Source organism: Caenimonas soli, from assembly GCF_013155545.1.
In the GTDB taxonomy this organism is placed as follows: domain Bacteria; phylum Pseudomonadota; class Gammaproteobacteria; order Burkholderiales; family Burkholderiaceae_C; genus Ramlibacter; species Ramlibacter soli.
The window spans coordinates 56,921-80,636 of the sequence record NZ_JABJVV010000006.1; the positions used below are offsets into that span (position 1 = coordinate 56,921).

General features: G+C 66.3%; 18 protein-coding genes. 9 read left to right on the forward strand and 9 right to left on the reverse strand.

The genetic code is table 11. From position 1 onward, the window contains the following. Positions 1–12 precede the first annotated feature (12 nt). The 4 genes from ftsA to HNE04_RS10640 all read left to right on the forward strand — a co-directional run bounded on the left by ftsA (position 13) and on the right by HNE04_RS10640 (position 3,723). Positions 13–1,242: a cell division protein FtsA gene (gene ftsA, locus HNE04_RS10625; protein WP_172218620.1), complete on the forward strand. Its 1,230-nt coding sequence runs from the start codon at positions 13–15 to the stop codon at positions 1,240–1,242. A 121-nt stretch (positions 1,243–1,363) separates the two neighbouring features. Beyond that, positions 1,364–2,590, forward strand: coding sequence for a cell division protein FtsZ (ftsZ, locus tag HNE04_RS10630; protein ID WP_172218622.1), 1,227 nt, complete (start codon positions 1,364–1,366; stop codon positions 2,588–2,590). 21 nt (positions 2,591–2,611) lie between these two features. After that, positions 2,612–3,535 carry a UDP-3-O-acyl-N-acetylglucosamine deacetylase gene (gene lpxC, locus HNE04_RS10635; RefSeq protein ID WP_172218624.1) on the forward strand — a complete coding sequence of 308 codons (924 nt, stop codon included), beginning with the start codon at positions 2,612–2,614 and terminating at the stop codon, positions 3,533–3,535. 11 nt (positions 3,536–3,546) lie between these two features. Then, entirely contained in the window at positions 3,547–3,723 is a 177-nt protein-coding gene (locus HNE04_RS10640; RefSeq protein ID WP_172218626.1) for a hypothetical protein, read from the forward strand. Between the two features lie 22 nt (positions 3,724–3,745). Here HNE04_RS10640 and ruvC read toward each other — a convergent pair whose 3' ends face one another. From ruvC to HNE04_RS10680, 8 genes are read right to left on the reverse strand one after another with little or no spacing between them, the layout of a single operon-like run. Next, positions 3,746–4,294: a crossover junction endodeoxyribonuclease RuvC gene (gene ruvC, locus HNE04_RS10645; protein WP_172218628.1), complete on the reverse strand. Its 549-nt coding sequence runs from the start codon at positions 4,292–4,294 to the stop codon at positions 3,746–3,748. A 15-nt stretch (positions 4,295–4,309) separates the two neighbouring features. After that, entirely contained in the window at positions 4,310–5,296 is a 987-nt protein-coding gene (locus HNE04_RS10650; RefSeq protein WP_172218630.1) for a phosphatidate cytidylyltransferase, read from the reverse strand. 2 nt (positions 5,297–5,298) lie between these two features. After that, positions 5,299–5,910, reverse strand: coding sequence for a lysophospholipid acyltransferase family protein (locus tag HNE04_RS10655; protein ID WP_172218632.1), 612 nt, complete (start codon positions 5,908–5,910; stop codon positions 5,299–5,301). Positions 5,911–5,943: 33 nt separating this feature from the next. Next, positions 5,944–6,693 (reverse strand): transglycosylase domain-containing protein, encoded by a 750-nt coding sequence (locus HNE04_RS10660; RefSeq protein WP_172218634.1) that lies wholly within the window; start codon positions 6,691–6,693, stop codon positions 5,944–5,946. A 7-nt stretch (positions 6,694–6,700) separates the two neighbouring features. Continuing rightward, a complete protein-coding gene (gene aroE / locus HNE04_RS10665; RefSeq protein WP_172218636.1) occupies positions 6,701–7,534 on the reverse strand; it encodes a shikimate dehydrogenase in 834 nt (277 codons plus the stop codon). Further along, positions 7,531–8,379 (reverse strand): energy transducer TonB, encoded by an 849-nt coding sequence (locus HNE04_RS10670; protein WP_172219111.1) that lies wholly within the window; start codon positions 8,377–8,379, stop codon positions 7,531–7,533. The genes aroE and HNE04_RS10670 overlap by 4 nt, the downstream gene beginning before the upstream one ends. A gap of 2 nt (positions 8,380–8,381) precedes the next feature. Then, positions 8,382–10,436: a ribonuclease catalytic domain-containing protein gene (locus tag HNE04_RS10675; protein ID WP_172218638.1), complete on the reverse strand. Its 2,055-nt coding sequence runs from the start codon at positions 10,434–10,436 to the stop codon at positions 8,382–8,384. A 26-nt stretch (positions 10,437–10,462) separates the two neighbouring features. Continuing rightward, the gene (locus HNE04_RS10680) at positions 10,463–11,047 is read right to left on the reverse strand and encodes a YqiA/YcfP family alpha/beta fold hydrolase (protein WP_172218640.1); all 585 of its coding nucleotides are present in this window, start codon (positions 11,045–11,047) and stop codon (positions 10,463–10,465) included. 105 nt (positions 11,048–11,152) lie between these two features. Between HNE04_RS10680 and HNE04_RS10685 the strand changes: the two genes are divergently transcribed. Both HNE04_RS10685 and HNE04_RS10690 read left to right on the forward strand, forming a co-directional pair. After that, positions 11,153–12,916: an ATP-binding response regulator gene (locus HNE04_RS10685; protein ID WP_172218642.1), complete on the forward strand. Its 1,764-nt coding sequence runs from the start codon at positions 11,153–11,155 to the stop codon at positions 12,914–12,916. Beyond that, on the forward strand, positions 12,913–19,029 hold the full coding sequence (locus HNE04_RS10690; protein WP_172218644.1) for an alkaline phosphatase D family protein: 6,117 nt from the start codon (positions 12,913–12,915) through the stop codon (positions 19,027–19,029). The genes HNE04_RS10685 and HNE04_RS10690 overlap by 4 nt, the downstream gene beginning before the upstream one ends. 8 nt (positions 19,030–19,037) lie before the next feature. Here HNE04_RS10690 and HNE04_RS10695 read toward each other — a convergent pair whose 3' ends face one another. After that, on the reverse strand, positions 19,038–19,733 hold the full coding sequence (locus HNE04_RS10695) for a response regulator (protein WP_172218646.1): 696 nt from the start codon (positions 19,731–19,733) through the stop codon (positions 19,038–19,040). A 109-nt stretch (positions 19,734–19,842) separates the two neighbouring features. On the opposite strand from HNE04_RS10695, the gene rodA reads away from it, so the two are divergent. From rodA to HNE04_RS10710, 3 genes are all read left to right on the forward strand, one after another. After that, positions 19,843–20,997 carry a rod shape-determining protein RodA gene (gene rodA / locus HNE04_RS10700; RefSeq protein WP_172218648.1) on the forward strand — a complete coding sequence of 385 codons (1,155 nt, stop codon included), beginning with the start codon at positions 19,843–19,845 and terminating at the stop codon, positions 20,995–20,997. A 115-nt stretch (positions 20,998–21,112) separates the two neighbouring features. Then, positions 21,113–21,799, forward strand: a complete 687-nt coding sequence (locus tag HNE04_RS10705; RefSeq protein WP_172218650.1) for a response regulator transcription factor — start codon at positions 21,113–21,115, stop codon at positions 21,797–21,799. A 27-nt stretch (positions 21,800–21,826) separates the two neighbouring features. Then, positions 21,827–23,662, forward strand: a complete 1,836-nt coding sequence (locus HNE04_RS10710; RefSeq protein WP_172218652.1) for a sensor histidine kinase — start codon at positions 21,827–21,829, stop codon at positions 23,660–23,662. The last annotated feature ends 54 nt before the right edge of the window (positions 23,663–23,716 follow it).

A 23,716-nucleotide genomic window follows, 5' to 3' on the forward strand; every position in this document is an offset into this window, starting at 1 on the left:
CACGAAAAGAACATGGCTAAAGAATACAAGGACCTGGTCGTAGGACTGGACATCGGAACCGCCAAGGTGATGGTGGTGGTGGCCGAGGTCCTGCCCGGCGGCGAGCTCAAGCTGGCGGGCCTGGGCGTGGCCGCGTCCAACGGCCTCAAGCGCGGCGTGGTGGTGAACATCGACGCCACGGTGCAGAGCATCCAGCAGGCCTTGAAAGAGGCCGAGCTGATGGCCGATTGCAAGATCACCCGCGTCTACACCGGCATCACCGGCAGCCATATCCGCGGCATCAACTCCAGCGGCATGGTGGCCGTGAAGGACAAGGAAGTCACGCCCGCCGACGTGGCGCGCGTGGTCGAGACGGCGCGGGCCATCAACATCTCCACCGACCAGCGCCTGCTGCTGGTCGAGCCCCAGGAATTCGTGATCGACGGCCAGGACGTGAAGGAGCCGATCGGCATGAGCGGTATCCGCCTGGAAGCCAAGGTGCACATCGTCACCGGCGCCCAGAGCGCGGCCGAAAACATCATCAAGTGCGTGCGCCGCTGCGGCCTGGAGGTGGAGGCGCTGATGCTCAACCCGCTGGCTTCGAGCCTGGCGGTGCTGACCGATGACGAGCGCGAACTGGGGGTGGCCGTGGTCGACATCGGCGCCGGCACCACCGACGTGGCGATCTTCACCAACGGCGCGATCCGGCATACGGCCGTGATCCCGATCGCCGGCGACCTGATCACCAGCGACATCGCGATGGCCCTGCGCACGCCGACCAAGGACGCCGAGGACATCAAGGTCGAAAGCGGCTATGCCAAGCAATTGCTGGCCGACCCGGAGCAGCAGGTCGAGGTCCCGGGCCTGGGCGACCGCGGCCCGCGCATGCTGTCCAAGCAGGCCCTGGCCGGCGTGATCGAGCCGCGCATCGAAGAGATTTTCTCGCTGGTGCAGCAGGTCGTGCGCGAGTCGGGCTACGAAGAAGTGCTGTCCTCCGGCATCGTCATCACCGGTGGCAGCGCGGTGATGCCGGGCATGGTCGAGCTGGGCGAGGACATCTTCCTCAAGCCGGTGCGCCGCGGCGTGCCGAAGTACCGCGGCGCGCTGTCCGACATGGTGTCGCAGGCGCGTGCCGCCACCGTCATGGGCCTGCTCGAAGAGGCTCGCATGGCGCGGCTGCGTGGCTTCAAGGTTGCGCAGAAAAACGGATCGATGAAGACGGCCTTCGGCCGCTTCAAGGACTTCATCGTGGGGAATTTCTAAAGATGGCCCCCACTAGAAATAGAAAGGAGCGATGGCGGTGCACCGATCCACCGGCCTAGGCGTTCATGGCACACAACAATCTTTCAAATTGGCAACTGCAACGGATTCAGGAGATTACAAAATGAGCATCGAAATGATTGAGGTCGAAGAGTTCCACCTGGGCACCCAGATCAAGGTGATCGGCGTCGGCGGTGGCGGCGGCAACGCGGTGGAGCACATGATTGCCCGCGCCGTCCAGGGCGTGGAATTCATCTGCGCCAACACGGACGCGCAGGCCCTGGCCCGCACGCCCGCGCACAAGACCATCCAGCTGGGCCAAAGCGGCCTGGGCGCCGGCAGCAAGCCCGAAAAGGGCCGCGAGGCGGCGGAACTGGCGGTGGACGACATTCGCACGGCGATCAACGGCGCTCACATGCTGTTCATCACGGCCGGCATGGGCGGCGGCACCGGCACCGGCGCGGCGCCGGTGATCGCGCGCATCGCCAAGGAGATGGGCATCCTGACCGTCGGGGTGGTGACCAAGCCCTTCGACTGGGAAGGCGGGCGCCGCATGACCAATGCCGACAACGGGCTGGCCGAACTCGAAGCCAATGTCGATTCGCTGATCGTGGTGCTCAACGAGAAGCTGCTCGAGGTGCTGGGCGACGACATCACCCAGGACGAGGCCTTTGCCCACGCCAACGACGTTCTCAAGAACGCCGTGGGCGGCATCGCCGAAATCATCAATGTGCCCGGCCACGTGAACGTGGACTTCGAGGACGTGCGCACGGTGATGGGCGAACCCGGCAAGGCCATGATGGGCACGGCTGTGGCCAACGGCCCGGATCGCGCCCGCATCGCCGCCGAGCAGGCCGTCGCCTGCCCGCTGCTGGAAGGCATCGACCTGTCGGGCGCCAAGGGCGTGCTGGTGCTGATCACCGCGGCCAAGGGCAGCCTGAAGTTGTCGGAGTCGAAGCTGGCGATGAACACCATCCGCGCCTACGCTTCGCCCGATGCGCATGTGATCTACGGCACGGCCTACGACGACAACCTGGGCGATGAGGTTCGCGTCACCGTGGTGGCCACCGGCCTGTCGCGCCAGGGCCAGCGCCGCACGGCTCCGCCGCTGCAGGTGCTGCGCACCGGTACCGACAACGTGCCGTTCAACGTGCCGACCATCAACACCGTCGTCGGCGGCCCCGGATCGGCATCGCACGGCCACAGCTCGCAGCCCGACTACGGCGGGATGGCCGTGCCCAGCGTCTGGCGCACCAACCGCACCCAGGCAGCCGCCAAGGTGGATGCGCTCTCCAACGGGGGCATGGACGATTTCGAGATCCCCGCGTTCCTGCGCAAGCAGGCGGACTGAGGGGGAAGTAAAATCGTTCGCATGCTCCAGCAACGAACCCTCAAGTCCCTGACCAAGGCCGTCGGTGTCGGCCTGCACAGCGGCCAGCGGGTCGAGCTGACGCTGCGCCCGGCCCAGCCGGACACCGGCATCGTGTTCCGCCGCACCGACCTTCCCAGCCCCGTCGACATCCCGGTGTCGGCGGAGGCCGTGACGGATACGCGGCTGGCTTCCACCATCTCCAGCGGCGGCGCCAAGGTGCACACGGTTGAACACCTGATGTCGGCCTGCGCCGGCCTCGGGTTGGACAACCTGTACGTCGACATCACCGCCGAGGAAGTCCCCATCCTCGACGGTTCCTCAGCTTCCTTCGTCTTCCTGCTGCAAAGCGCCGGGATTGAATTGCAGAAGGCCCCGCGCCGGTTCATCCGCGTGCTGCGGCCGGTCGAGGTGCGCGAAGGGCAGGGCGACAACCTGAAGTGGGCGCGCCTGGATCCTTATCACGGCTTCAAGCTGAGCTTCGAGATCGATTTCGCGCATCGAGTCGTCGATTCCACGGGCCAGCGGGTGGAGTTCGACCTGAGTTCGGGTTCCTACGCGCGCGACATTGCGCGGGCCCGCACCTTCGGGTTCACCAAGGACCTGGAGACGATGCGCGCCAGCGGCCTCGCCCTGGGCGGCGGCCTCGACAACGCCGTGGTGATGGACGACTACCGCGTCCTCAATACCGACGGCCTGCGCTACGACGATGAGTTCGTCAAGCACAAGATCCTGGACGCCATGGGAGACCTGTACCTCATTGGCAAGCCTTTGCTCGCCTCCTACAGCGCCTTCCGATCGGGCCACGCGCTGAACAACAAGCTGCTGCGCGAACTGCTGTCGCAGGAGTCGGCGTACGAAGTCGTCACCTTCGACAACGAGAAGCAGGCGCCCGCGGGTTTCGCGCAACCGGTACGCGCCTGGTAAGCAGGCCCTGAATGCTGCTGTTTCGCTGGGCCATCCTGCTGTTCCTGCTGGCGGCCGGCGTTTCCTTTGCCTTCTATGCCGGCACGGGCGAGGCGCGCTTCAAACGCTTTGGCCTCGTGATCCTCAAATGGACGCTGATCGCGGCCTTCGGCTTCTTCCTGGTGTTGTTCCTGGAACAGCTGGGATAGCGAGCACCCGCGCGGCCCAGCCTCAGTAGGTCCGCCCACCCTTGTACATGCCGCTGGTCTTGCGCGCCGTGGCCGTGGCTTGTGCGATGCGGTCCATCGACGCCCCCGCGTGGGCGTGCGTAATGGCCAGGCCCAGGGCATCGGCCGCGTCCTGGCCGGGCAGCCCGGGTAGCCGAAGCAGCCGCTTGACCATTTCCTGCACCTGCGCCTTGGCGGCCTTGCCATGGCCGGCCACGGCCTGCTTCATCTGAAGTGCGGTGTATTCGGCGACGGCGAGATCGCACGACACCAGCGCCGTGACGCAGGCGCCTCGCGCCTGGCCCAGCAGGAGGGTGGCTTGCGGGTTCACATTGACGAAGACGATTTCCACCGCCGCGACGTCGGGCTGGTAACGCTCCTTGACCTGCGCGATGCCGTCGAACAGCACTTTCAACCGGGCCGGCAGGTTGCCGCGGTCCAGGTGGGTGGTGGTGATGGTGCCGCTGGCGACGTAGGTGAGCGTGTGGCCGGTGGCGTCGACCACGCCGAAGCCGGTGGTTTGCAGGCCGGGATCGATGCCGAGGATTCTCACGGCTTTCATTGTGCGTCAGGCACCGAAATACCAGCGCGCCGAATGAAAAAATATCGGCGCCGCGAAGCATAGGGCGTCCACCCGGTCCAACAAGCCATTGGCGCCCGTGACCGACATGCCGCGCTGGCCCCAGGCCGTGACGCCGCGATCGCGCTTCAGGGCCTTCATCACCAGGTGCCCCATGGAGCCGGCCACGCATGCGACGAAAGCCATCGCCAGCGCCTGGCCCGGTTTGAACGGGGTGATGAAGGAGAACACGCCGCCGACGAGGCTACCCACGAGCATGCCCAGCATCCAGCTGTACCAGTTGAAGCTCTTGCTCACCTCCGGGGCACTGGGCGGGCGCTTGAGGCGGCGGGTGAGCAGATGCTGCACCAGCATGCAGGTCTGCACCACCAGCACCAGGAAGAACACCATGAAGGCGCCCTTGCCCTGGTAGTTCTTGAAGTCCAGCAGCAACAGGGCCGGCACATGGCTCATGCCGTAGATGCAGACCATGATGCCCCATTGCAGCTTGGCATTGCGCTCGAGGAATCGCTGGGTATCGCCGGCCAGCGCGCTCACCACGGGAATCGCCAGGAATACGTAGACCGGAATGAACACCGTGAACAGGTCGAAGTGCTCCGTGCCCACCAGCCAGAACTGGATGGGCAGCACCACGAAGAATGCCAGGATCAGGCTGCGGTGGTCACCCCTGCGGGTGGGCGACAAGGTGATGAACTCGCGCAGCGCAAAGAATGCGATCAGCGCGAACAGCACCGTGGCCACGGTGTCGCCCGCGGCCCAGGCCATCCAGAAGATGACGACCATGAACCAGGAGGTGCCCAGGAGATTGCGGAAGTTCTTCAGCTCCGCGTGCCAGGCGTCGTCGTGGTCGGTGGCGCGCTCGCGGAACGTGAACAGGAAGGCCGTCACGCTCACCACGACGAGGATCCCGAAAACGATGATGAACAGCGCGGCCACCTGCTGGGTGGGCGTGAGTTCGCGCAGGAACTGGTTCAAGCTTAGACCTCGCGCAGTGCGATAACGGCTTGCCGCGCGCGGTCGAGGAACGCTCGGCGCTCTTCCTCGGCCTCCAGCCGGATCGGCGAGCCGAAGGTCACGGAGCAGAGAATCGGCACCGGCACGACTTCGCCCTTGGGCATGACCCGCTGGATGTTGTCGATCCAGGCCGGCACCAGCACCACCTGTGGAAACCTCTGTGCCAGGTTGTACAGGCCTGCCTTGAACGGCTGCGGCTCTTCGGCATGGCCGCGCGTGCCCTCGGGAAAGATGATCAGCGAATCGCCGGCTTCCAGCGCGTCCACCAGCGGTTGCAGCGGGTCTTCGTCGCCCTTGCGCTCGCGTTCCACGTAAACCGCATTGAAGACCGCCGTGGTGATCCACTGCTTGAAAGGCGTCTTGGTCCAGTAATCCTTGGCGGCGATGGGCCGGGTGATGCTGCGAAGTTCTTCAGGCAAGGCCGCCCAGATCATCACCAGGTCGGCGTGGCTCTGGTGGTTGGCGAAATAGATTCGCTGCTCCGCCTTGGGCGGGCAGCCGTACCAGCGCGCCTGGGCGCCCGTGAGCATGCGCACGATGCCCAGGAGTAACAAGCTCATCAGTTTGGCCAGCATGGCGCGATCATAGGGCCGCCCGCGGGGGCCGCCCTAGGGCAGCTCGGCGTCGCGCATGCGGGCCGCGATGGTCGAGGCCCGATTGGAGAGGTAGCCCGAGTGGGGGACTTTCTCGAAGTACTTGGGCCGCGGCAGCATCACCGCCAGGCGCGCCGCTTCATAGGCGGACAGCTGCGATGCGCTCTTGCGGTAGTAGTGGCGGGCGGCGGCCTCGGCGCCGAACACACCTTCGCCCCATTCCACGCTGTTCAGGTAGATCTCCAGGATGCGTTCCTTGCTCAGCATCCTCTCCAGCGCGAACGCCAGCACGAACTCCTGCCCCTTGCGCAGCAGGGTGCGCTCGCCGGACAACAGCAGGTTCTTGGCCAGCTGCTGCGTGATGGTGGATCCGCCGACGATCTTGGGGCGCTTGGCGGTGGGCGCCAGCTGGGAGCGCGTCACCTGTCGCGGCTTTTGCCGCGCAGCGCGTTCCTCGGCCTGGGTATTGCGCTGCCAGGCCTTTTCGATCGCCTCCCAGTCCACGCCGTCGTGGTTGGTGAAGCTGCCGTCCTCGGACGCGATGACCGCGCGCTTGAGGTTGTCGGAGATCTCGTCGTAAGGCAGCCACTGCTGGCGCCAGCGCAGCTGCCCTTTTTGCGTGGCGATGCGCCAGGCCTCGGACCGCTGGAAGCTGGTGGACTGCGGATCGACAGTGGCCGCCAGCGCGATGCGGGCCACGAAAAAAACCTGCAAAGCGGCGCCCGCCACCAGCAGCAGGGCGATCAAGCGGAGCAGGGCCTTCATCGCGGGCTCAAGCCAGCGTGGCGCGCAGCTCGGCCAGCACCTGGGCGGAGGGCGGGCGTACCCCGCGCCAGATCAGGAAGGCCTCGGCCGCCTGTTCCACCAGCATCCCCAGGCCGTCACGCGCCACGGCGCCGTGCTGCCGCGCCCAATCCAGGAAACCCTGCGCGGCGGGGCCGTACATCATGTCGCAGGCCAGTGCGCCGGGCTTGAGCACGCCGGGGGGCACCGGGACCCCCGCGCCGCTCATGCTGGTGGTCGTGGCGTTGATCACCACGTCGAATGCGTCGCGAACCTCGTGCAGCTCGGGCGCCTCCAGCCGCACGCCGTGCCGCGCGGCAAGAGCCGAATGCCGCTCGATCAGGACACCGGCCTTGGCCTGGGTGCGGTTGGCGACGACGATGCGCCGCGGCTTGGCCTCTATCAAAGGCCCCAGCACGCCCGAGGCCGCGCCGCCGGCGCCGATCAGCAGCACGTCGCGGCCGGCAAGAGCGACACCCGCGTTGCGCGCGATGTCGTTGGCCAGGCCCACGCCGTCGGTGTTGTCGGCAAAGACTTCGTCGCCGTCGAAGCGCAGCGTGTTGCAGGCGCCCGCCAGCTCGGCGCGCGGCGTCAGCTGGGTGGCCAGCGGCGCCGCTTCGAATTTGAACGGCACCGTGACATTGCAGCCTTTGCCGCCCTCGGCGCGGAACGCCTGCACGGACTTGCGAAAACCATCCAACGGAATCAGCCGCTTGACGTACTGCAGATCCTGGCCGGTGAGTTGCGCGAAACGGGCGTGGATCCACGGCGACTTGCTGTGTTCCACGGGGTTTCCCATGACGCAGTACAGGTCGGTCGTCATCGGTCGGTCAGCTTGGTTTCCAGCGTTTCGTCGCGGGTGAACTTGAAGCGCGACACCACGACGATCTGGTCGGCCTTGCGGCGCATGGCATCGCTGAAGCGGCCGAACGGCCCGGCGCTGCGGGCGATGCTCTTAGCGCGGCGATCGAGCACGAGGCTGCCCGAGGTTTCGGCCACTTCGGTGTCCAGCACCTTGCCGTCGAAATTGACGGTGACGATCATGGTCAGTTCGCCGTAAAGCTTCTTGCCCGCAACCTCGGGGAAGTTGTGCGTGCCTTTCTCCTCGATCTTGCGGCGCAGCCCGTCGTAGTAGATGGCATACACCTCTTCGCGGGTGGAGGGGCTGATGTAGCGCTTCTTGGGCCGGGCGTTTTCTTCGTTGATCCGCCGTTCGATCTCGGCCAGCATCTTCAGCAGCTGGCGGCGCTTGTCCTCGCGCGCCACTGCCTGCGGGTTGTTGGCGGGTTGCTTCGGATCGGGCGGCGGCAGGGCCGCCAGCATCTTGCGCACCTGCGCCAGCAGCAAGGTCTGCTGCTCCTGCATGGCCTCGACCTTCTTCTGCGCGTCTTCCGCCGCGTCGCCCATCTCGGTGAGCGCAGAGGGCGGCAAGGGCGAAGTGGCATGGCCCTTGGCGGCCTCGCCTCCGCCGGCCAGGGAGGTCTGGGCGATGGCGCGGGCCTTGTCGGCTTTCTCGTGGGTCTTGGTGTTGACCAGGATCACTTCGAGGGGAGTGTCCTGGAAAACCCGGTTGAAGCTCTCGGGGTCGACGAAGCGCACCGTCAGGAGGACGGCATGCACGGCAAAGGAGACGCCGAGCGCGATCTGCAGGGTACTGAACGAACGCAAATTCACGAAGACGGATTATCCCCGGAGACAGCGGGAGTCTCGCCAGTGTCCTCGACATCGACGGCGATGGCAATCGGGCCGGCCACGGGTTCGTCCTCGGCCTCTTCCTCGGCTTCCACGGGCTCGGGCGTTACATCCAGGCGTTCGAGGACCGTGCCCCTCACGTCCAGGGTGATCGGATCGATGTCGCCGAGCTTGATCCGCAGCTTGGCGCCGCGCGGCAAGTCGGAGCCGCCCAGCACCGGCAGCACCAGGGGCAGGTCGTCGGCCCGCACCAAGCCTTCCTTGAACAGCGTGCCCACCAGTTCGTCGATGCCTTGCTGCTCCAGGTACTTGAGCGTCCAGAAGCGTTCCATTCCCGCCTGATGCGCGTTGTAGGCGGAATAAGCGGCGTCGAACCCCGAGATGATGGAAAAAAGCTCCGCATCCTTGGGCTTGAACGGAGCAGCCAGGGCTGCGGTCCGACCATGTCGTGCCGCCGCGATGATCTGCCACTGGTTCACGAGGTCGGTGTATCGGCGCAACGGAGACGTGCTCCATGCGTAGCTCTTGACGCCGATGCCAGCGTGCGGCAGAGCCTTGGTGCCCATGCGCACCTTGACGCCGGGGGCCATGCTCGCCTGGCTGCGGTAGATCGCCGGCACGCCGAGTTCGCCCAGCCAGTTGCCCCAGGTGCTGTTGGCCAGGATCATCGCCTCGGCCACGATCAGGTCCAGCGGCGCGCCGCGCCGGCGCACGCTGATCTCCACCTGCTCGTCACCGACGGGCTCCGCGCCGTCATTGCCGACCAGGCGGAAGTTGTAATCGGGGCGGTTGAAGTTCTCGGGCTTGCCGCGCACCAACTCGCGCAGCGACTTGAGGTGCAGGGCCAGCCGGTACAGGAAGGACAGCTGGGGATGGAGCCCCGACAGTTGCGGGGCGGCCTCGGTTCCCGCGGAGGGCTCTTGCAGCCACTCCTCGGTGACGACGGCGTCGAGCTGGTCGTGGCGAAGGTTCACCCTGATCGGCACGCGCTCCAGCCGCGTCTGGGTGTCCTTGAGGGCCAGCGTGGCTTCGTCGAAGGTGGCGTACAGCGAGACGGACGGGCAGTCGCGGCCCTCCTGCAAGGTGTAGGCCTGAACCACGTCGTCGGGCAACATGGTGATCTTGTAGCCCGGCATGTACACCGTGGAGAGGCGCTGGCGGGCGACCTGGTCGACGGCGCTGGAGGGCTGCAGCACCAGGCCGGGCGCCGCGATGTGGATGCCTACCGTCACGGTTCCCGAGCCCAGGCCCTGGACCGAAAGCGCGTCGTCGATCTCGGTCGTGCTCGAGTCGTCGATGGAGAACGCCTGCACATCGGCCAGCGGCAGTTCGTCCTTGATGGCGGGCGCCTGCAGCGGCGGGAACGCGGTCCCCTTGGGGAAGTTCTCGAACAGGAATCGCTGCCAGTGGAACTGGTAGGGAGACGCGATGGCACCGGCGTGTTTGAGCAGGTCCAGCGGCGCGGTCTGCGTGGCGCGGGAGGCTTCGACGACCGCCTTGTATTCGGATGCGTTCTTGTCGGGCTTGAACAGTATCTTGAACAGCTGTTCGCGGATGGGAGCGGGGCAGCTGCCGGCGGCCAGCTCCGCCGCCCATCCTGCGATCTGGGCCTGGACCTGCTTTTTCTTCTCGATCGCAGCCAGCGCCTGCTGCAGGATTTCGGCGGGCGCCTTCTTGAAGCGGCCCTTGCCGGCGCGGCGGAAATAGTGCGGCGCCTCGAACAGGCGCAGCAGAGCGCCCGCTTGCTGCGCCAGAGTGGCCTTCTCGCTGAAATAGTCGCGCGCCAGGTCGGCAAAGCCGAATTCTTCCTGGGGGGCGAACTCCCAGGCCAGTTCCAGCTCGATGGTCTGCGCCAGGGCCTGGGCCTCGCGCATCAGCTCCGCGGGCGAGGGCTTCTCGAATTTCAGCAGGATGCTGGCGGCCTTGACCTTGACCCGCTTGCCGCTGTCGAGCTCGACCTGGGCCGACGACTCCGCTTCGGACAACACCCGCCCCGCCTGGAATTTCCCGGCTTCTTCAAACAATGCAAACATGGGGTCGATTGTCCCATGCAGATGTTTCAGGCCAGATCGAGGAAATCGAACACTTCGTCGATGTGGCTGTCGAAGTCCGACAGCGCATGGTCGCTTGCTTCCAGCAACTTGATCCGGGCACCCGGATAGCGGCCGGTCATCTCCCGCCAATCCAGCACCTCGTCGCCCTTGGCGATCACCGCGAAGTAGTTCTCCGGGCGGGCGAGCTGCCCGCCTTCGAGCGCCCGCAGTTCGTCCACGAAATGCGGCTCGAAGAAGAAATGCTCGCCCGGGTCGTGCCAGGCCGTCTGCTCGCCGACGTACTTGGCCAGGTCGCGTGAAGGGTGGACGGCGGGATTGAGAAGCACGGCCTTGCAGCCGATCGCTTCGGCCACGCAGGTGGCGTAGAAACCGCCCAGCGACGAGCCCACCACCGCCATGTGCGGCCTCGGCCATGCCGCGATGCCTTCCATAACCATGTCAATTGCCGCTCTGGGGGAGGGCGGCAGTTGCGGACACCACCAAGTCACCTGCGGGTGGCGCCCAGCGACCCGCGCCGCCACCTGGCGGGCCTTGGTGGACTGGGGCGAGGAGCGGAAACCGTGGAGATAGAGCAAGTGGGTGACGGCCATGCGGGATGTTCCCATACTCGAGGTCCAGGGTTAACCATATCCGCCATTCCGGGGGTTGGCGGGTGACGCGTTTCCGGCGACACTCGCGCAGCACCGAGGAATGGGATGAGCCAGGGGGATACCACCGCCGCCAGCGCCGACGCGAGCGACGAACTGATCGCGCGCAGCATTGCCATGATCCTGCCCCAGTCGCGGGCCGGAGCGGCGACCGCCATCGTGCTGGGCGCCATGTTCGGTTTCCTGTTCGTTCCGGCGGCGGGATGGGCGCCGTACCTGGCGTGGTACGGCATCGTTGCTGCCGGCTTCATCGGCAGGCAGGTCTACTTCGAGAGGCAGGTCGCCCGGCAGGGTGCGACGCGGCGCAGCCTGTTCCTGATTGCCGCCGTATCCGCGGTGACGGGATGGATGGCGGTGGCCTGCGTTCCGCTGTTCGCACGCTTCCTGTCCGTCGCGGACATCGGCGTCCTGACCATTGTCATGGTGGGATGGATCGCCCTGGCGGTTTCGGTGCTCGCCGTGCAGCCCAGGATCTACCTAGCCTACATCTTCGCGTGCCTCGCGACCGTGTATGTGGGGTGGATGTGGCACGCCAATAGCCGTGACCTGATCATCATCGGGCTGGCCATGATCCTGGGCGGCCTGATGCTGGCGCGCCTGGCACGCACGATCTGGATGCAGTTGAGCGATACGGTGCAGCTGGGCCGGGCCAACGCCGACCTGGTCGGGCAGCTGCGCACCTCGCTCGCCATGCAACAGGAGGCCCAGCGTTCCCGATCGCGCTTTCTTGGCGCCGCAAGCCACGACCTGCGCCAGCCGGTACAGGCGTTGTTGCTGCTCGCCGATATCTTTCGCCGTTCATCCGACACCGACAGGCGGGAAACAGTGGCCCTGCAGATGGCGCGCACGGCGGAATCCATCGACTCCATGTTCAAGGGACTGGTCGACCTGGCGCAGATCGACGCCGGGACGATGAAGGTCGCGCTCCAGCCCCTTCACGTCGAGCAGCTGGTGCAGGGCGCCAGCCTGGGTTTCCCCGAGAAATGCGCGGTCAAGGGGCTGTTCTTTCGCATCAAGGCACCTCCGGACGCCGGCGGTCTGACGGTTTCGGCCGACGCGGTGTTGCTTGAACGCATTCTTCGCAACCTGCTGGACAACGCCTACAAGTTTTCGCTCAAGGGAGAGATCGTGCTCGAGATTTCCTCCCAGGCATCGCACGCGCTCATCGAGGTACGCGACCAGGGCATCGGGATGGACGCTTCCGATCTCAAGCAGGCCTGCAACGCCTTTTTCCGCGGGCGCTCCGCCAGCGTCGCCGAGGCTGAGGGAATCGGCCTGGGGCTCGCGATCTGCAAGCACATGGCCGGCCTGATGGGTGCCGAACTCACGTTGGAATCGAGGGTGGGAGCCGGGACGCGGATCGCGCTGCGCCTGCCCATGGCCAGCATCACGAGCGTCTCCACGGCCCGCGCCGAGCGCTTGGCGGCGCTGGCGGGCATCACCGTGGCCGTGATCGAGGACGACCGGATCGCCCGTGAGGCGCTCAAGCTCTGGCTGGAGGAGGCCGGCGGCCGGGTGATCTGTGCTTCGGGCCTGGACCAGCTGCTGTCTTCCTTGCGCGACGCCGGCGCGACGCCTGATTTCATCGTGGCCGACTACCGCCTGGCCAGCGGCAATGGCCTCGCGGCGATCCAGCGGCTGCGCACGGAATATGGCGCGGTGCCGGCTGTCATCGTTTCCGGCGAGCGCCATCTTGCCCTCGACGGCTACGGCATTCCGGTGCTGCAGAAGCCCGTGGCGCCGCAGCAGCTGATGGAACACATCTGCTCGGCCTTGCCTGCCGGCGCCCAGCAACCGATGGAGTACCCGTGAACAAGAAGGAAGCGAAAGACGCGGGCGCGCAGCCCCTGTCGGTCTCCTGGCGCGACTGGGTTGCGGGCTTTGAAAAATGGAACTGGGCCGACGGCGCCGACGCCCCCGCTTTCGATGCGATCGTCGTGGGCTCGGGCTATGGCGGCAGCGTCGCGGCCCTGCGGCTCGCCGAAAAAGGCTATCGCACGCTCGTTATCGAACGCGGCAGCGAGTACCTTCCCGGCGATTTTCCCAACGACTTCTCCCTGGTACCGAAGTATTTCCGCGTCAACCTGCCGGGCAGGGGCGTGCCGGCGGGCCGTGCCTCCGGGCTGGTCGAAGTCCACGTCGGCCAGGGCCTGGTCGGGGTCACCGGCAACGGCTTGGGCGGCGGCAGCCTGATCAATGCCGGCGTGGTCATCCAGCCCGACAAGGACGTTTTCGACCAGCCGCAGTGGCCGGCGGCGCTCCGGGATCGGGAAGGAAAAACCGACGACGAATGGGCGCTGCAGCGGTACTTCGACCAGGCCCGCTCCGAATTGGGAAGCGCGCTGTGGGAATCAGGCCTTCCTGGCAACCAGGCCCTTTGCAAGTCCGTGGCGCTGCAGCGGCTGGGAGAGCGGCTGGGAGAGGGCGGCGTATACAAGACGGCCGAACTGACGATCGACCCATCTCGCTGCGCCCGTTGCGGCGATTGCGCGGCCGGGTGCAATCGTCCCGATGCCAAGAAGGCGCTGGCGGCGACCTACCTGCAAAAGGCGATGAAGACCGGTCTGGTGCAGATCGTCACGCAGGCGGAGGTCTACCGGTTCGAGCGCAGTGGCACCGAAAATCAGCACCGGGGCTGGACGGTTCGGGTGTTTTCAACCGACGTTCAGCATCAGTACCTGTCGACGCGTGAGTTGTTCAACGAAAAATCGCCGGCCCCGACCGCCCGCAAGCTCACCGCGCCCAGGCTGTACCTGTGTGCAGGCACCTTCGGCTCCACCCAGCTGCTGCAACGATCCCAGGCGCTGGCAGACCGCTGCCTGGCGTTTTCGCCCGCGCTGGGCACGCGCCTTTCAGGGAACGGCGACAGTATTTCGGTCAGCGCCAACGAGCCCGACATCGCCAACAGCGTGGGTCTCGGTGACAAAGGCCTGCGGGAATGGGATGCGTGGGACCGTGACGGGACTGCCCCGCAGCGCGACCACATCGTCGGGCCGACGATCACCGGCATGATCGATCTGCGCGGCCGGCACCAGCCCCTGGAAAAAAGGATCCTGATCCAGGACGCCGCGATTCCCACGGCGATCGCCCAGGCCTATCGTGAGCTCCTCGCCACTGCCTGGTCGCTCAAGCAGCTGGGAGACTGGTGGTTCGAACGCCCCTTCGGCCCGCGCGGCAAGGATGCCGAGGATCCCTTGGCGGCCGGGACGATGGCCGACCACACACAGGTGCTCCTGGCGATGGGGCACGACGGTTCGCCGGGCCGGATCGTCTGGCTCGAGGGCGATGACCGGTCGGCGCCGTATCTCCTGAATCCCGAACAGCTGGGGGTGTATGTCGAGCAGCAACGGCTGTTCGACAAGATGGGCAAGAAGCACGTCCATAACCCGCTGTGGCGAGTGCTGCCCGAGGCCGCCCTGGACGCGATGGACGGACCCAAACCGCCTCAGACCATCACCACCGTGCATCCGCTGGGCGGCTGCGTGATGAGCGAGCACCCGGACAACGGTGTGGTCGATCACCTGGGGCGAGTGTGGATGCACGACCCAGGCCGGAGATTCGTGAGCGCCGATGCGGTGCAACCGCCCTTGAACGAAGGCTACGCGAATTCGCCGCGCACCTACAAAGGCCTGTACGTGATCGACGGCTCCATCGTTCCGACATCGCTGGGGTGCAATCCGCTGCTGACCATCACGGCCCTGGCGGAGAGGGTGATGGCTCATTTGCCTGCCAACGACGTCCGCAGGACACCGCCGCAGCCTGCGGCTTCGCCCGCCCGGTCGCCCCGGATCATGCCCTCCACGGATGTGGCTGTGAGCGCCAGGCTGAACGAAGTGCTGGTGGGGCGGGCCATCGAGATCGGCGGGGAACTGGCCGATGTACTGCGGGGCCCCCGCGTAGTCGCCCGGTTTTCCGCCAGCTTCGAGGCGCCGAACCTGCTGCAGGCGATGCGCCAGGAGCGCCACGGCATCGCCCCCAAGGCCGAGCTCGCGTTCGGGTGCGGCGACGATCCCAGCGGCTCCGAGGCGGCGGCCCTGGTCTACGAAAGCGAAGGCGAAAGCAACATCTTCGAGCCCCTGCCCGCGAACTGGGGCAGTGCCGGGCCATGGCTGCTGATGCGTTCCCTGCTCGAACTGGCCGCGTTGCCGGTAATGGTGCTGGCCGCGATAGCGATCGCCGTTAACCACGGGTTCACGGCCAAGGCATTTGCGATTCTCGCGGCGGCCCTCATCGTCGCCGCCATCGCCGTGGTGCTCCTTCCCTTTTGGCGGACGGTTCTGACCTGGTTGGTGCTGCGCGGCGCGAACGACTGGCGCGACCGCGACCAGGCGGTACCCGTTTTGCGATCGCTCCGGCAATGGCTCTTCCGGTTTCCCGGACTGCTCAAGCAATGGATCCACGCGACCGAAAAGCGCGTGATGCGCTACCGCATCCACATGCGCCGCAAAACGGTGCCTGGCGAGGCCGGGCAGGGCAAGGGCAAGGGCCCGAGGGTGGCCGGCCGCATCACGCTTTATGCCACCAAGCGGGTGGCCTACCGGGCCAGCCTGGGCGAGTTCGTGAGCTGGCTGCTGGGGCGCAGCCCGCAGCTGCGTCCCACCTTCTGGGAGCAGGTGATGGACGCCGATGTGCGGGTGGTCCGCGCAGGCCGGCGTTCCTGGTGGCCGGCGCTGGCAAGAGGTCGCTTCAGCATGGGGTTCGACAACCTGCTCGCCACAAGCCGCAGCGACGCCGCTGGACGCTCGCGGCCCGGCGCCATGGAGTTGCTCGAGAGGGGTGACAGCACTTCCGGCATGCTGGCCCTGGCCTCGTACCCGCTGCTGTTCCTGCGTTTCGCCCTCAAGACGCGCCTGCTGGATTTCCGCCTGCCCAACTATTCCGGCCTTCCTGTGTCCGACAGCGCCTCGCAGGAAGACACGCGGCTGCGCGTGCCGGGTGCAGCGGCGTCGGATCCGGGCATCGTGCCGGAACTGGTATGGCTCGAGGATGTGGAGCGCGGCAAGTCGACCAGCGATCAAGGCGACGAACCGCAGGGCTCGTTGCGCTTGCCCCTGTGGCGTTACAGGCGGCGGGAGACCGGGCGGCCCGAGGTGAACCCGGAGGCGGAATGGCTCGGTATTCCCGTCGCCCGCGCGAAGTCCGTTCTGCTGGTGCACGCCTTCGGGCAGTCCGGCCTTTCGTTCACCTTCAAGCAAACCGGCCGGAATCTTGCCGAGCACTTCTACGAGCAAGGCTATGAGGTGTGGGTCCTCGAAACCCGAATGTCCACGCGCACCGCCTATGCGCTGCAGCCCTCGACGGTGGATCAGATCGCCCAGTACGACATTCCTGCAGCCGTGTGCAAGATCACGGCGCTGCTGAAGGACGAACTGCAGGCGCATCACCCCGTGCAGATTTGCGCGTTCGCCCAGTGCATAGGGGCGGCTGCGCTGTGGATGTCGCTGCTGTCCGGAAAATTGAGCTATGGCAAGGCGCCGGCGGGCACGGCGGCTGCGGCAAAAGGCGTTGCCACCCCGCAGTTGTCCATGATTTCGCATGCGATGTTCAGCCAGGTTCACCCCTGGATGGTCGGCTCCCCGGTGACGCGCGCGAAGACCTGGGTGCCCGCGCTGCTGCGCTCGCTGTTCAACCGCGGCACGGTGCCCTTTTCCGTTCGAGGCGGACAGGACGGATGGTTTGCGCCGCTCATGGACCGCGTCTTCGCGAGCATGCCCGCGCCTCCCGGGGAAAGCCGGCGTCCGCGCGGCGATGACGACGCCGCGGCGACTTGCAGGCGGATCCGCTATATCGAGGCGCCGCTTTTCCTGCACAAGAATATCAACGATGCCACGTTCCTGGCCATGAACCGGCTGTTCGGCGACGCGAACATCCGCTTGTTCGCGCATGCCCGCCGGTTCGTGGAGAAGGGGAAACTGGTGGACGAGGATGGCGTCAACGTCTACGTGACGGAAGCCCATATCCGCAAGCACCTGGCCTTTCCGATCCAGCTTCTGCACGGCGAAAAGAATGAACTGTTCGACGTCGACAGCGCCAGACACTCGTACCAGATGTTGCGCGCCATCCATCCGGAATGGATCGATCAGTTCGCGCCCGAGGCCGGCATCGTCCAGGGATATGGCCATGTGGACGTACTGATCGGGCAGGATGCCCCCGCGGACGTTTACCCGCGCGTATCGGCATTCTTCGACAAGGCATTCCAGGCAGGCCCTCACAGGGTGGCTGCGGCAGGGCCGGTCGGCTGGACCTTGCGGGCGCCAAGAATCGGGCCGTTCCTGGGGTGGGTGCGCCCGGAAAATGGCCGCATCGCCATGCGGCTGTCGTTCATCCTTGACGACAAGGAAGGCGCCGCGCTCGGCGACACCGCGCAGCCGCGTGTGCTGGTGCGGTATCGCAAGCCCGGCGGCAAGTGGACCAGCCTGCCGCCGGAGCAGTGGCGATACAGCTTTTACGATGCGAGGGGCCACGGCGAGGACCAGCAGGCGAGCGGGCCGGGGAACAAGGGTGCGGTGGTGCTGCGTGCGGTGCGTGTCGACGTCCTGCTCGACAAAGACGCGGCCGAAGGGTCACTCCAAGTCCTTTCCTTGCATCAAGTCAGTCATCCGGCTGTCGAGCCGCTGCCGGACCACCCGGACGACGAGGCCATCGACAGGTTTTTCGAGACGGTGCTTGGCCAGACCCGGGGACCGGCGCCGGTCGGCCAGGGCAGCGGCGGACGCCGTTACATCGGGTTCGACGCTGCCGAGGTGGCTGTACCTACCGCCGCGTTGGCGACCCTTGGGAGCGGAGCGGACGTGAGTTTTTCCGTGGCCTGCTGCCGCCATCCGGGGTTCGGCCCGGACCAGGGCCGCGTGGACCGAAGCGTGGACCGCATGCTGTGCGAACATGAAAAGGAGCCGCTGGCCTTTGCGATGCTCCTGGGCGACCAGATCTATGCCGACGCGACCGCCGGGTTGGTCGACCCGACCAGTCCGCTGGAGCGTTTTTACGAGCGGCACGAAACCGCCTTCTCCGCCCCCGGCATGCGCCGATTGCTGCGAACGCTGCCCACCTACATGACTCCGGACGACCACGAGTGGATAGACGCATACCCGAGCGGCAGTCCGCTGGTCAAGGAGCGCTGGCCGGACTGGACTTCCAATTCCGGATTCGCGTCGAGACAGAAGCGCGCATTCCGGGTGGCCACCAATGCATTGACGGCATTCCAGCGCTTCCAGCGCGGCGGCAGTTACCGCTCTTATGCGTACCAGCATGGCTGCGTACGGGTCTTTGTGATCGATACCCGGTTTGCTCGCCAACGCAATTCGCCCTCGATCGTCAGCCCCGGCGTCATGGCGAGCCTGCGCAACTGGCTGCAGGCGCCTGAGGCGCGCGATTGCCTGAATGTCGTCGCGTCGGGCTCGGTAGTGCTGCCGGGCCTGCGACCGGATGCCGATCCCGCCAATCCCGGCGTCATCGATACCTGGCAGTACGCGCCGCAGGAACGCAGCGAGTTGCTGGAAATGCTGGTGCAGCACGCCGGCGGCGCATTCCTGCTGCTGTCGGGGGACTATCACGTGAGCGCCGCGGCGGAAATCCGCTGCGACGGCAGGATCGTGGGGGCCGCGATCGTCGCACCGCCGTTGTATGCGCCGCTGCCCTACGCCAATGCCACCCCGGAAGCGCTGGACCTGGAAGAGAACATCCGGTTGCGCAGCGGCACCATGGACATGGCGGTGCCCGCAGGAGCGGAGGGGGCGAGAGGTTCCGGTTGGGGCCGCATCTCGGTGCGCAAGCTTCCGGTGGGTTTCGAGATCACCTACGGGCGCGACCTGTGGACCTGGGAGGCGGCTCTCGGCCAGCAGCCACAGGCCGTCATCCGCTTGCCCGGTTTTCCGCTGCCCGCGCCGCTGCAGGCGCCGGCCCAGGATTCAGCAACCGTGGCCTGAGGCCGTTTTTACCTGGCGAGCGCCTCTCTCTTGTCCTGCGGTCCCGCGGCCAGGTCGTGGATGCTCAGCCCCGCACGGGCCACCGCATAGACGGCCTGGGTTCGATTGGTGAGGCCCAGCGCATCGAAGATGTGCGCGATATGCGTTTTGACGGTGCCGTCCGAGATGCCCAGGTCCCGGGCGATCACCTTGTTCGGCTTGCCCTGGATCAGCGCCAGCAGCACCTCGCGCTGGCGCTCTGTCAGGTGCACGCCCAGCCTGCTCCACCGGTCGGCGGCGTCGCGGCCGTTGGGCGTCCCGGCCGACGCAATGCTGAGGCAACTGGCGGGCAGGAACACGCCGCCCGACAGCACCAGCTTCAGCGCCTGTTGCAGGGCCTCGGCAGGCGCGGCCTTCGGCAGAAAGCCGCACGCTCCCATGTCGATGCAGTGCTGGATGGTGCCGGGATCGTCCTGGCCCGACAGCACCAGCACCGGGATCTCCGGACACGAAGCGCGGGCGCGCTGCAGGGCCGAAAGCCCCGTGTAGCCCGGCATGTGGAGGTCCAGAACCATCAGGTCCACCTGCAGGCCCGCCTCCACCCGCTCTAGCGCGGTATCGATCAGGCCGCATTCCACGATCTCGGCCGAGGGGTCGTTCGCATGCAGTGCCTGTACGACGCCCGCTCGAAACAGCGCATGGTCATCGACAACGAGGATTTTCATTTCTTTGCCCCTGTGAGAAGCCAAATGCTAACCTCTGATGAGCGGGCCAGGGCTACTCCTTTTGGCAGATGCGGGCCGCTCCCCAACGCGTCGCCGATAATTCCAACCTATGTCCGCAGTATTCGACAAACCCTCCTTCCTGCAGCGCGCCGCGCCGATGCTGCACGGCTTCGACGGCCCGCTGGCCTTCGCGGTCTTCCTCCTGGCCTGCGCCGGCCTGCTGACGATGTATTCGTCGGGCTTCGACCATGGTTCGCGCTTCATGGACCACGGGCGCAACATGCTCATCGCCGGCATGCTCATGTTCGTCGTAGCCCAGGTGCCGCCGCAGCGGCTCATGAGTTTTGCCGTGCCGCTCTATGTGGTGGGCGTGGGGTTGCTGGTGGCGGTGGCGGTGTTCGGCATCACCAAAAAGGGGGCCAGGCGCTGGGTCAACGTGGGCATCGTGATCCAGCCCAGCGAAATACTGAAGATCGCGATGCCGCTGATGCTGGCCTGGTGGTTCCAGAAACGCGAGGGCCAGTTGCGCGCGACCGACTTCGTGTTCGCCGCGCTGCTGCTGGTCGTGCCGGTGGGCCTGATCATGAAGCAGCCCGACCTCGGCACCGCCATCCTGGTGCTGGTGGCCGGCGTCTCCGTGATGTTTTTCGCGGGGCTGTCGTGGAAACTGATCGTTCCGCCGGTGCTGCTTGGACTGACGGCAGCCATCTTGCTGATCGTGTTCGAGTCGCAGTTGTGCGCCGAGGGCGTGCGTTGGCCGCTGCTGCACGACTACCAGCAGCAGCGCATCTGCACCCTGCTCGACCCGGGCAAGGACCCGCTGGGCAAAGGCTTCCACATCATCCAGGGCATGATCGCCATCGGCTCCGGCGGCATGTTCGGCAAGGGCTTCATGCAAGGCACGCAGACCCACCTGGAATTCATCCCTGAGCGCACCACCGACTTCATCTTCGCCGCCTACTCCGAAGAGTTCGGACTCGTCGGCAACCTGTGCCTGATCGCCGGTTTCGCTTTCCTGCTGCTGCGGGGCCTGGCCATTGCGCTGGAGGCCTCGTCGGTCTTCTCGCGCCTGCTCGCAGGCGCCATCACCATGATTTTCTTCACCTATGCCTTCGTCAACATGGGCATGGTGAGCGGGATCCTGCCTGTGGTCGGCGTGCCATTGCCCTTCATCAGCTACGGCGGCACCGCCATGGTGACACTGGGCATGGGCCTGGGCATCCTGATGTCCATTGCCCGGACCAAGCGGCTGGTGCAGAGCTAGGACAAGAAATGCCCCGTGTTTGCATCCCCCGAAAGGGGGGTACGCATCAGGGGCTTTCCGCGGATGAGGAGCGTATGCTCGGCCGCTATCCATCTGGCAACGACGGGCGGCTCGAGTGTGGCAAGTACTGATAGTTGAGGACGATCCGACGACCCTGGCCTTTTTCGCCGAGGCCGTCTCTCGCAGCGACCGGCTGGTCCTGGCCGCCGGCGTGGGAACGCTGGCGCAGGCGAAGACGTGGCTCGACGACCCCTCGCACAAGGTGGACGTGCTCCTGACCGACCTCGGGCTGCCGGACGGCAGCGGGCTGGCTGGTATCCGTCACGCGATGGCCCGCAACCCTGCGTGCGAGGTCTTGGTCATATCCATGTTCGGCGACGAGGAAAACGTGCTGGCCAGTATCGAGGCGGGCGCCCTGGGGTACATCCACAAGGACTCGACCCCGGACGACATCGCGCTGACCATCCTCGAAATGAAGGACGGCGGCTCACCCATCTCGCCGATGATCGCCCGCCGCGTGCTCGCGAAATACCGCGGTTTCCGCGAGGAGCCGCCAGCTGCGGCGCAGCCGGTCCCGGCCGCGCCGGGCGGGCGTGCACTCTCGCCGCGCGAACACGAGGTGCTGGAGCTGATCGCGCGCGGCTTTTCCTATGCCGACATCGCCCGGCTGAAGTCCGTCAGCGTGCATACGATCAAGAGCCACATCAAGAGCTTGTACGGCAAGCTGGCCGTGAGCTCGAAGAGCGAAGCGGTGTACGAGGCCACCCAGATGGGTCTGCTGAGGCCGCCGGGCAGGACGTGAGGAGCGCGCGGCCGCTACCATGCGGCCATGAACTGTCGCGTGTTGAGGAATATTGCAGCGGGCCTTTTCGCCGTCCTGGCGCTGGCCGCCGGCGCGGCGACGATTGAACTGACGCAGGCCCGCGCCACGATTTCGGTAGCGGGCGCTACGACACTCACCCAGGTGGTGCTGCCCTACCATCTGGATCGCGAACAAGGCACCCGCCCGGCCCAGGCCACCTTCGAGATTCCATTCAGCATTTCCGGGCAGGTGGACCAGCCTTGGGGCCTGTACCTCGCGCGCGTCGGCAACAGCGCCGAGATCTGGCTCAATGACAGCCTGCTGGCCCAACTGGGCGATATCCGTCAAAGCAACGCCGCCGACTATTCCAAGGCGCCCCAGTACCTGCCGATCCCGGCGCGCCTGCTGGAGCGGGAGAACCTGCTCCGGATCCACGTGCGAGCCGACGGTGGGCGGCGCGGCGGGCTGTCATCGCTGGTGGTCGGCCCGGACCACGAAGTCAGGCCACTGTTCGCGCAGGCGTCCCGCTGGCGCATGTCCGCCTCGCTGGTGGTGGCGGTCTTCAGCCTGCTGGTGGGAACGATTGCGCTGGTCCTGTGGGCGACGCAGTCCGACCCTGGGCGCGATACGCATGTGCGCGACAGCATCTACCTGAGCGCCGGCGTTGCCGAATTCTGCTGGGCCCTGCGCGTGGGCGACATCGCCATCGACCATCCGCCGCTGCCGTGGCCGGTCTGGGGCGTGGTGGTGACGGCCGCATTCGCCGGCTGGATTTGCTGCATCGCGCTGTTTTGCCACCATGTGGCGGGCTGGCACCGTCATCCCCGCATGCCCTGGATGCGGCTCACGCTCTGGTCGCTGTTCGGCAGTTCGATCCTGGCCTCGTCCCTGGGCTATGCGCTGAACAAACCCCTGTTCCTCACGGCGTGGCTGGGTTGCGCCAACCTTTTCTTCATCGGCTATGCCACGGTCTACCTGGTGACGGCGCTGCGTACCCCGACCACGGCGCGCGTGCTCGTGGGATTGGCGGGAGCTGTGAACGTGATGGTAGGCGTGCGTGACTGGGTCGCGATCCGGATCAGCGGCGATTACTCCCAATCGACCTGGATTCGCTACTCGTCGGTACTGTTCGGGCTGGCGCTGGGTTATATCGTCATCATGCGCTTCCGGTCGGCCACCGTGCAGGCCCGCGACCTGATGGCCAACCTGTCGGCCCGCGTCGCCGAAAAGGAGAAGGAACTGTCCCTGAGCTACGAACGGCTCGAGCAGATGGCGCGCGAACAGGAGCGCGCGTCGGAGCGCTCCCGCATCCTGCGCGACATGCACGACGGCGTCGGCTCGCACATCAGCTCGGCGATCCGCCAACTCGAATCAGGCAGGGCCGACGGCGACCAGGTGCTGCAGACGCTGCGCGACTCGCTGGACCAGCTGAAGCTGTCGATCGACGCCATGAACCTGGCGCCCGGCGACGTCACGGCCTTGCTGGCCGGGATGCGCTACCGGCTTGAGCCGCGTTTCGCCGCCTCGGACGTGGAACTTCAATGGCATGTGGACGAGATCGCCGCCGTGCGCGGCCTCGACGGGTCCGCGATGCGGCACCTGCAGTTCATGGTGCTGGAAGCCCTGTCCAACGTGTTGCAGCACGCCCGGGCCCGGGTGTTGCGCATCGAGGCGCGCGCCCGCGGCGAGGGGGCGCACCTGAAGATCATTGACGACGGCTGCGGCTTCGACCTGGCGCGGCCGCTGCGCCAGGGGCTGCTTTCCATGCACGAGCGCGCCGCTGCCATCGGCGCCACGTTGTCGCTGGAGAGCCAACCAGGGCGCACGGTGGTGGATATCCTGCTGCCGGGCAAGGCTGCTTGAACGGTGACTGTCAGCAGCAAAAAAAATGCCCCGCTCGCGCGGGGCATTCTTCAT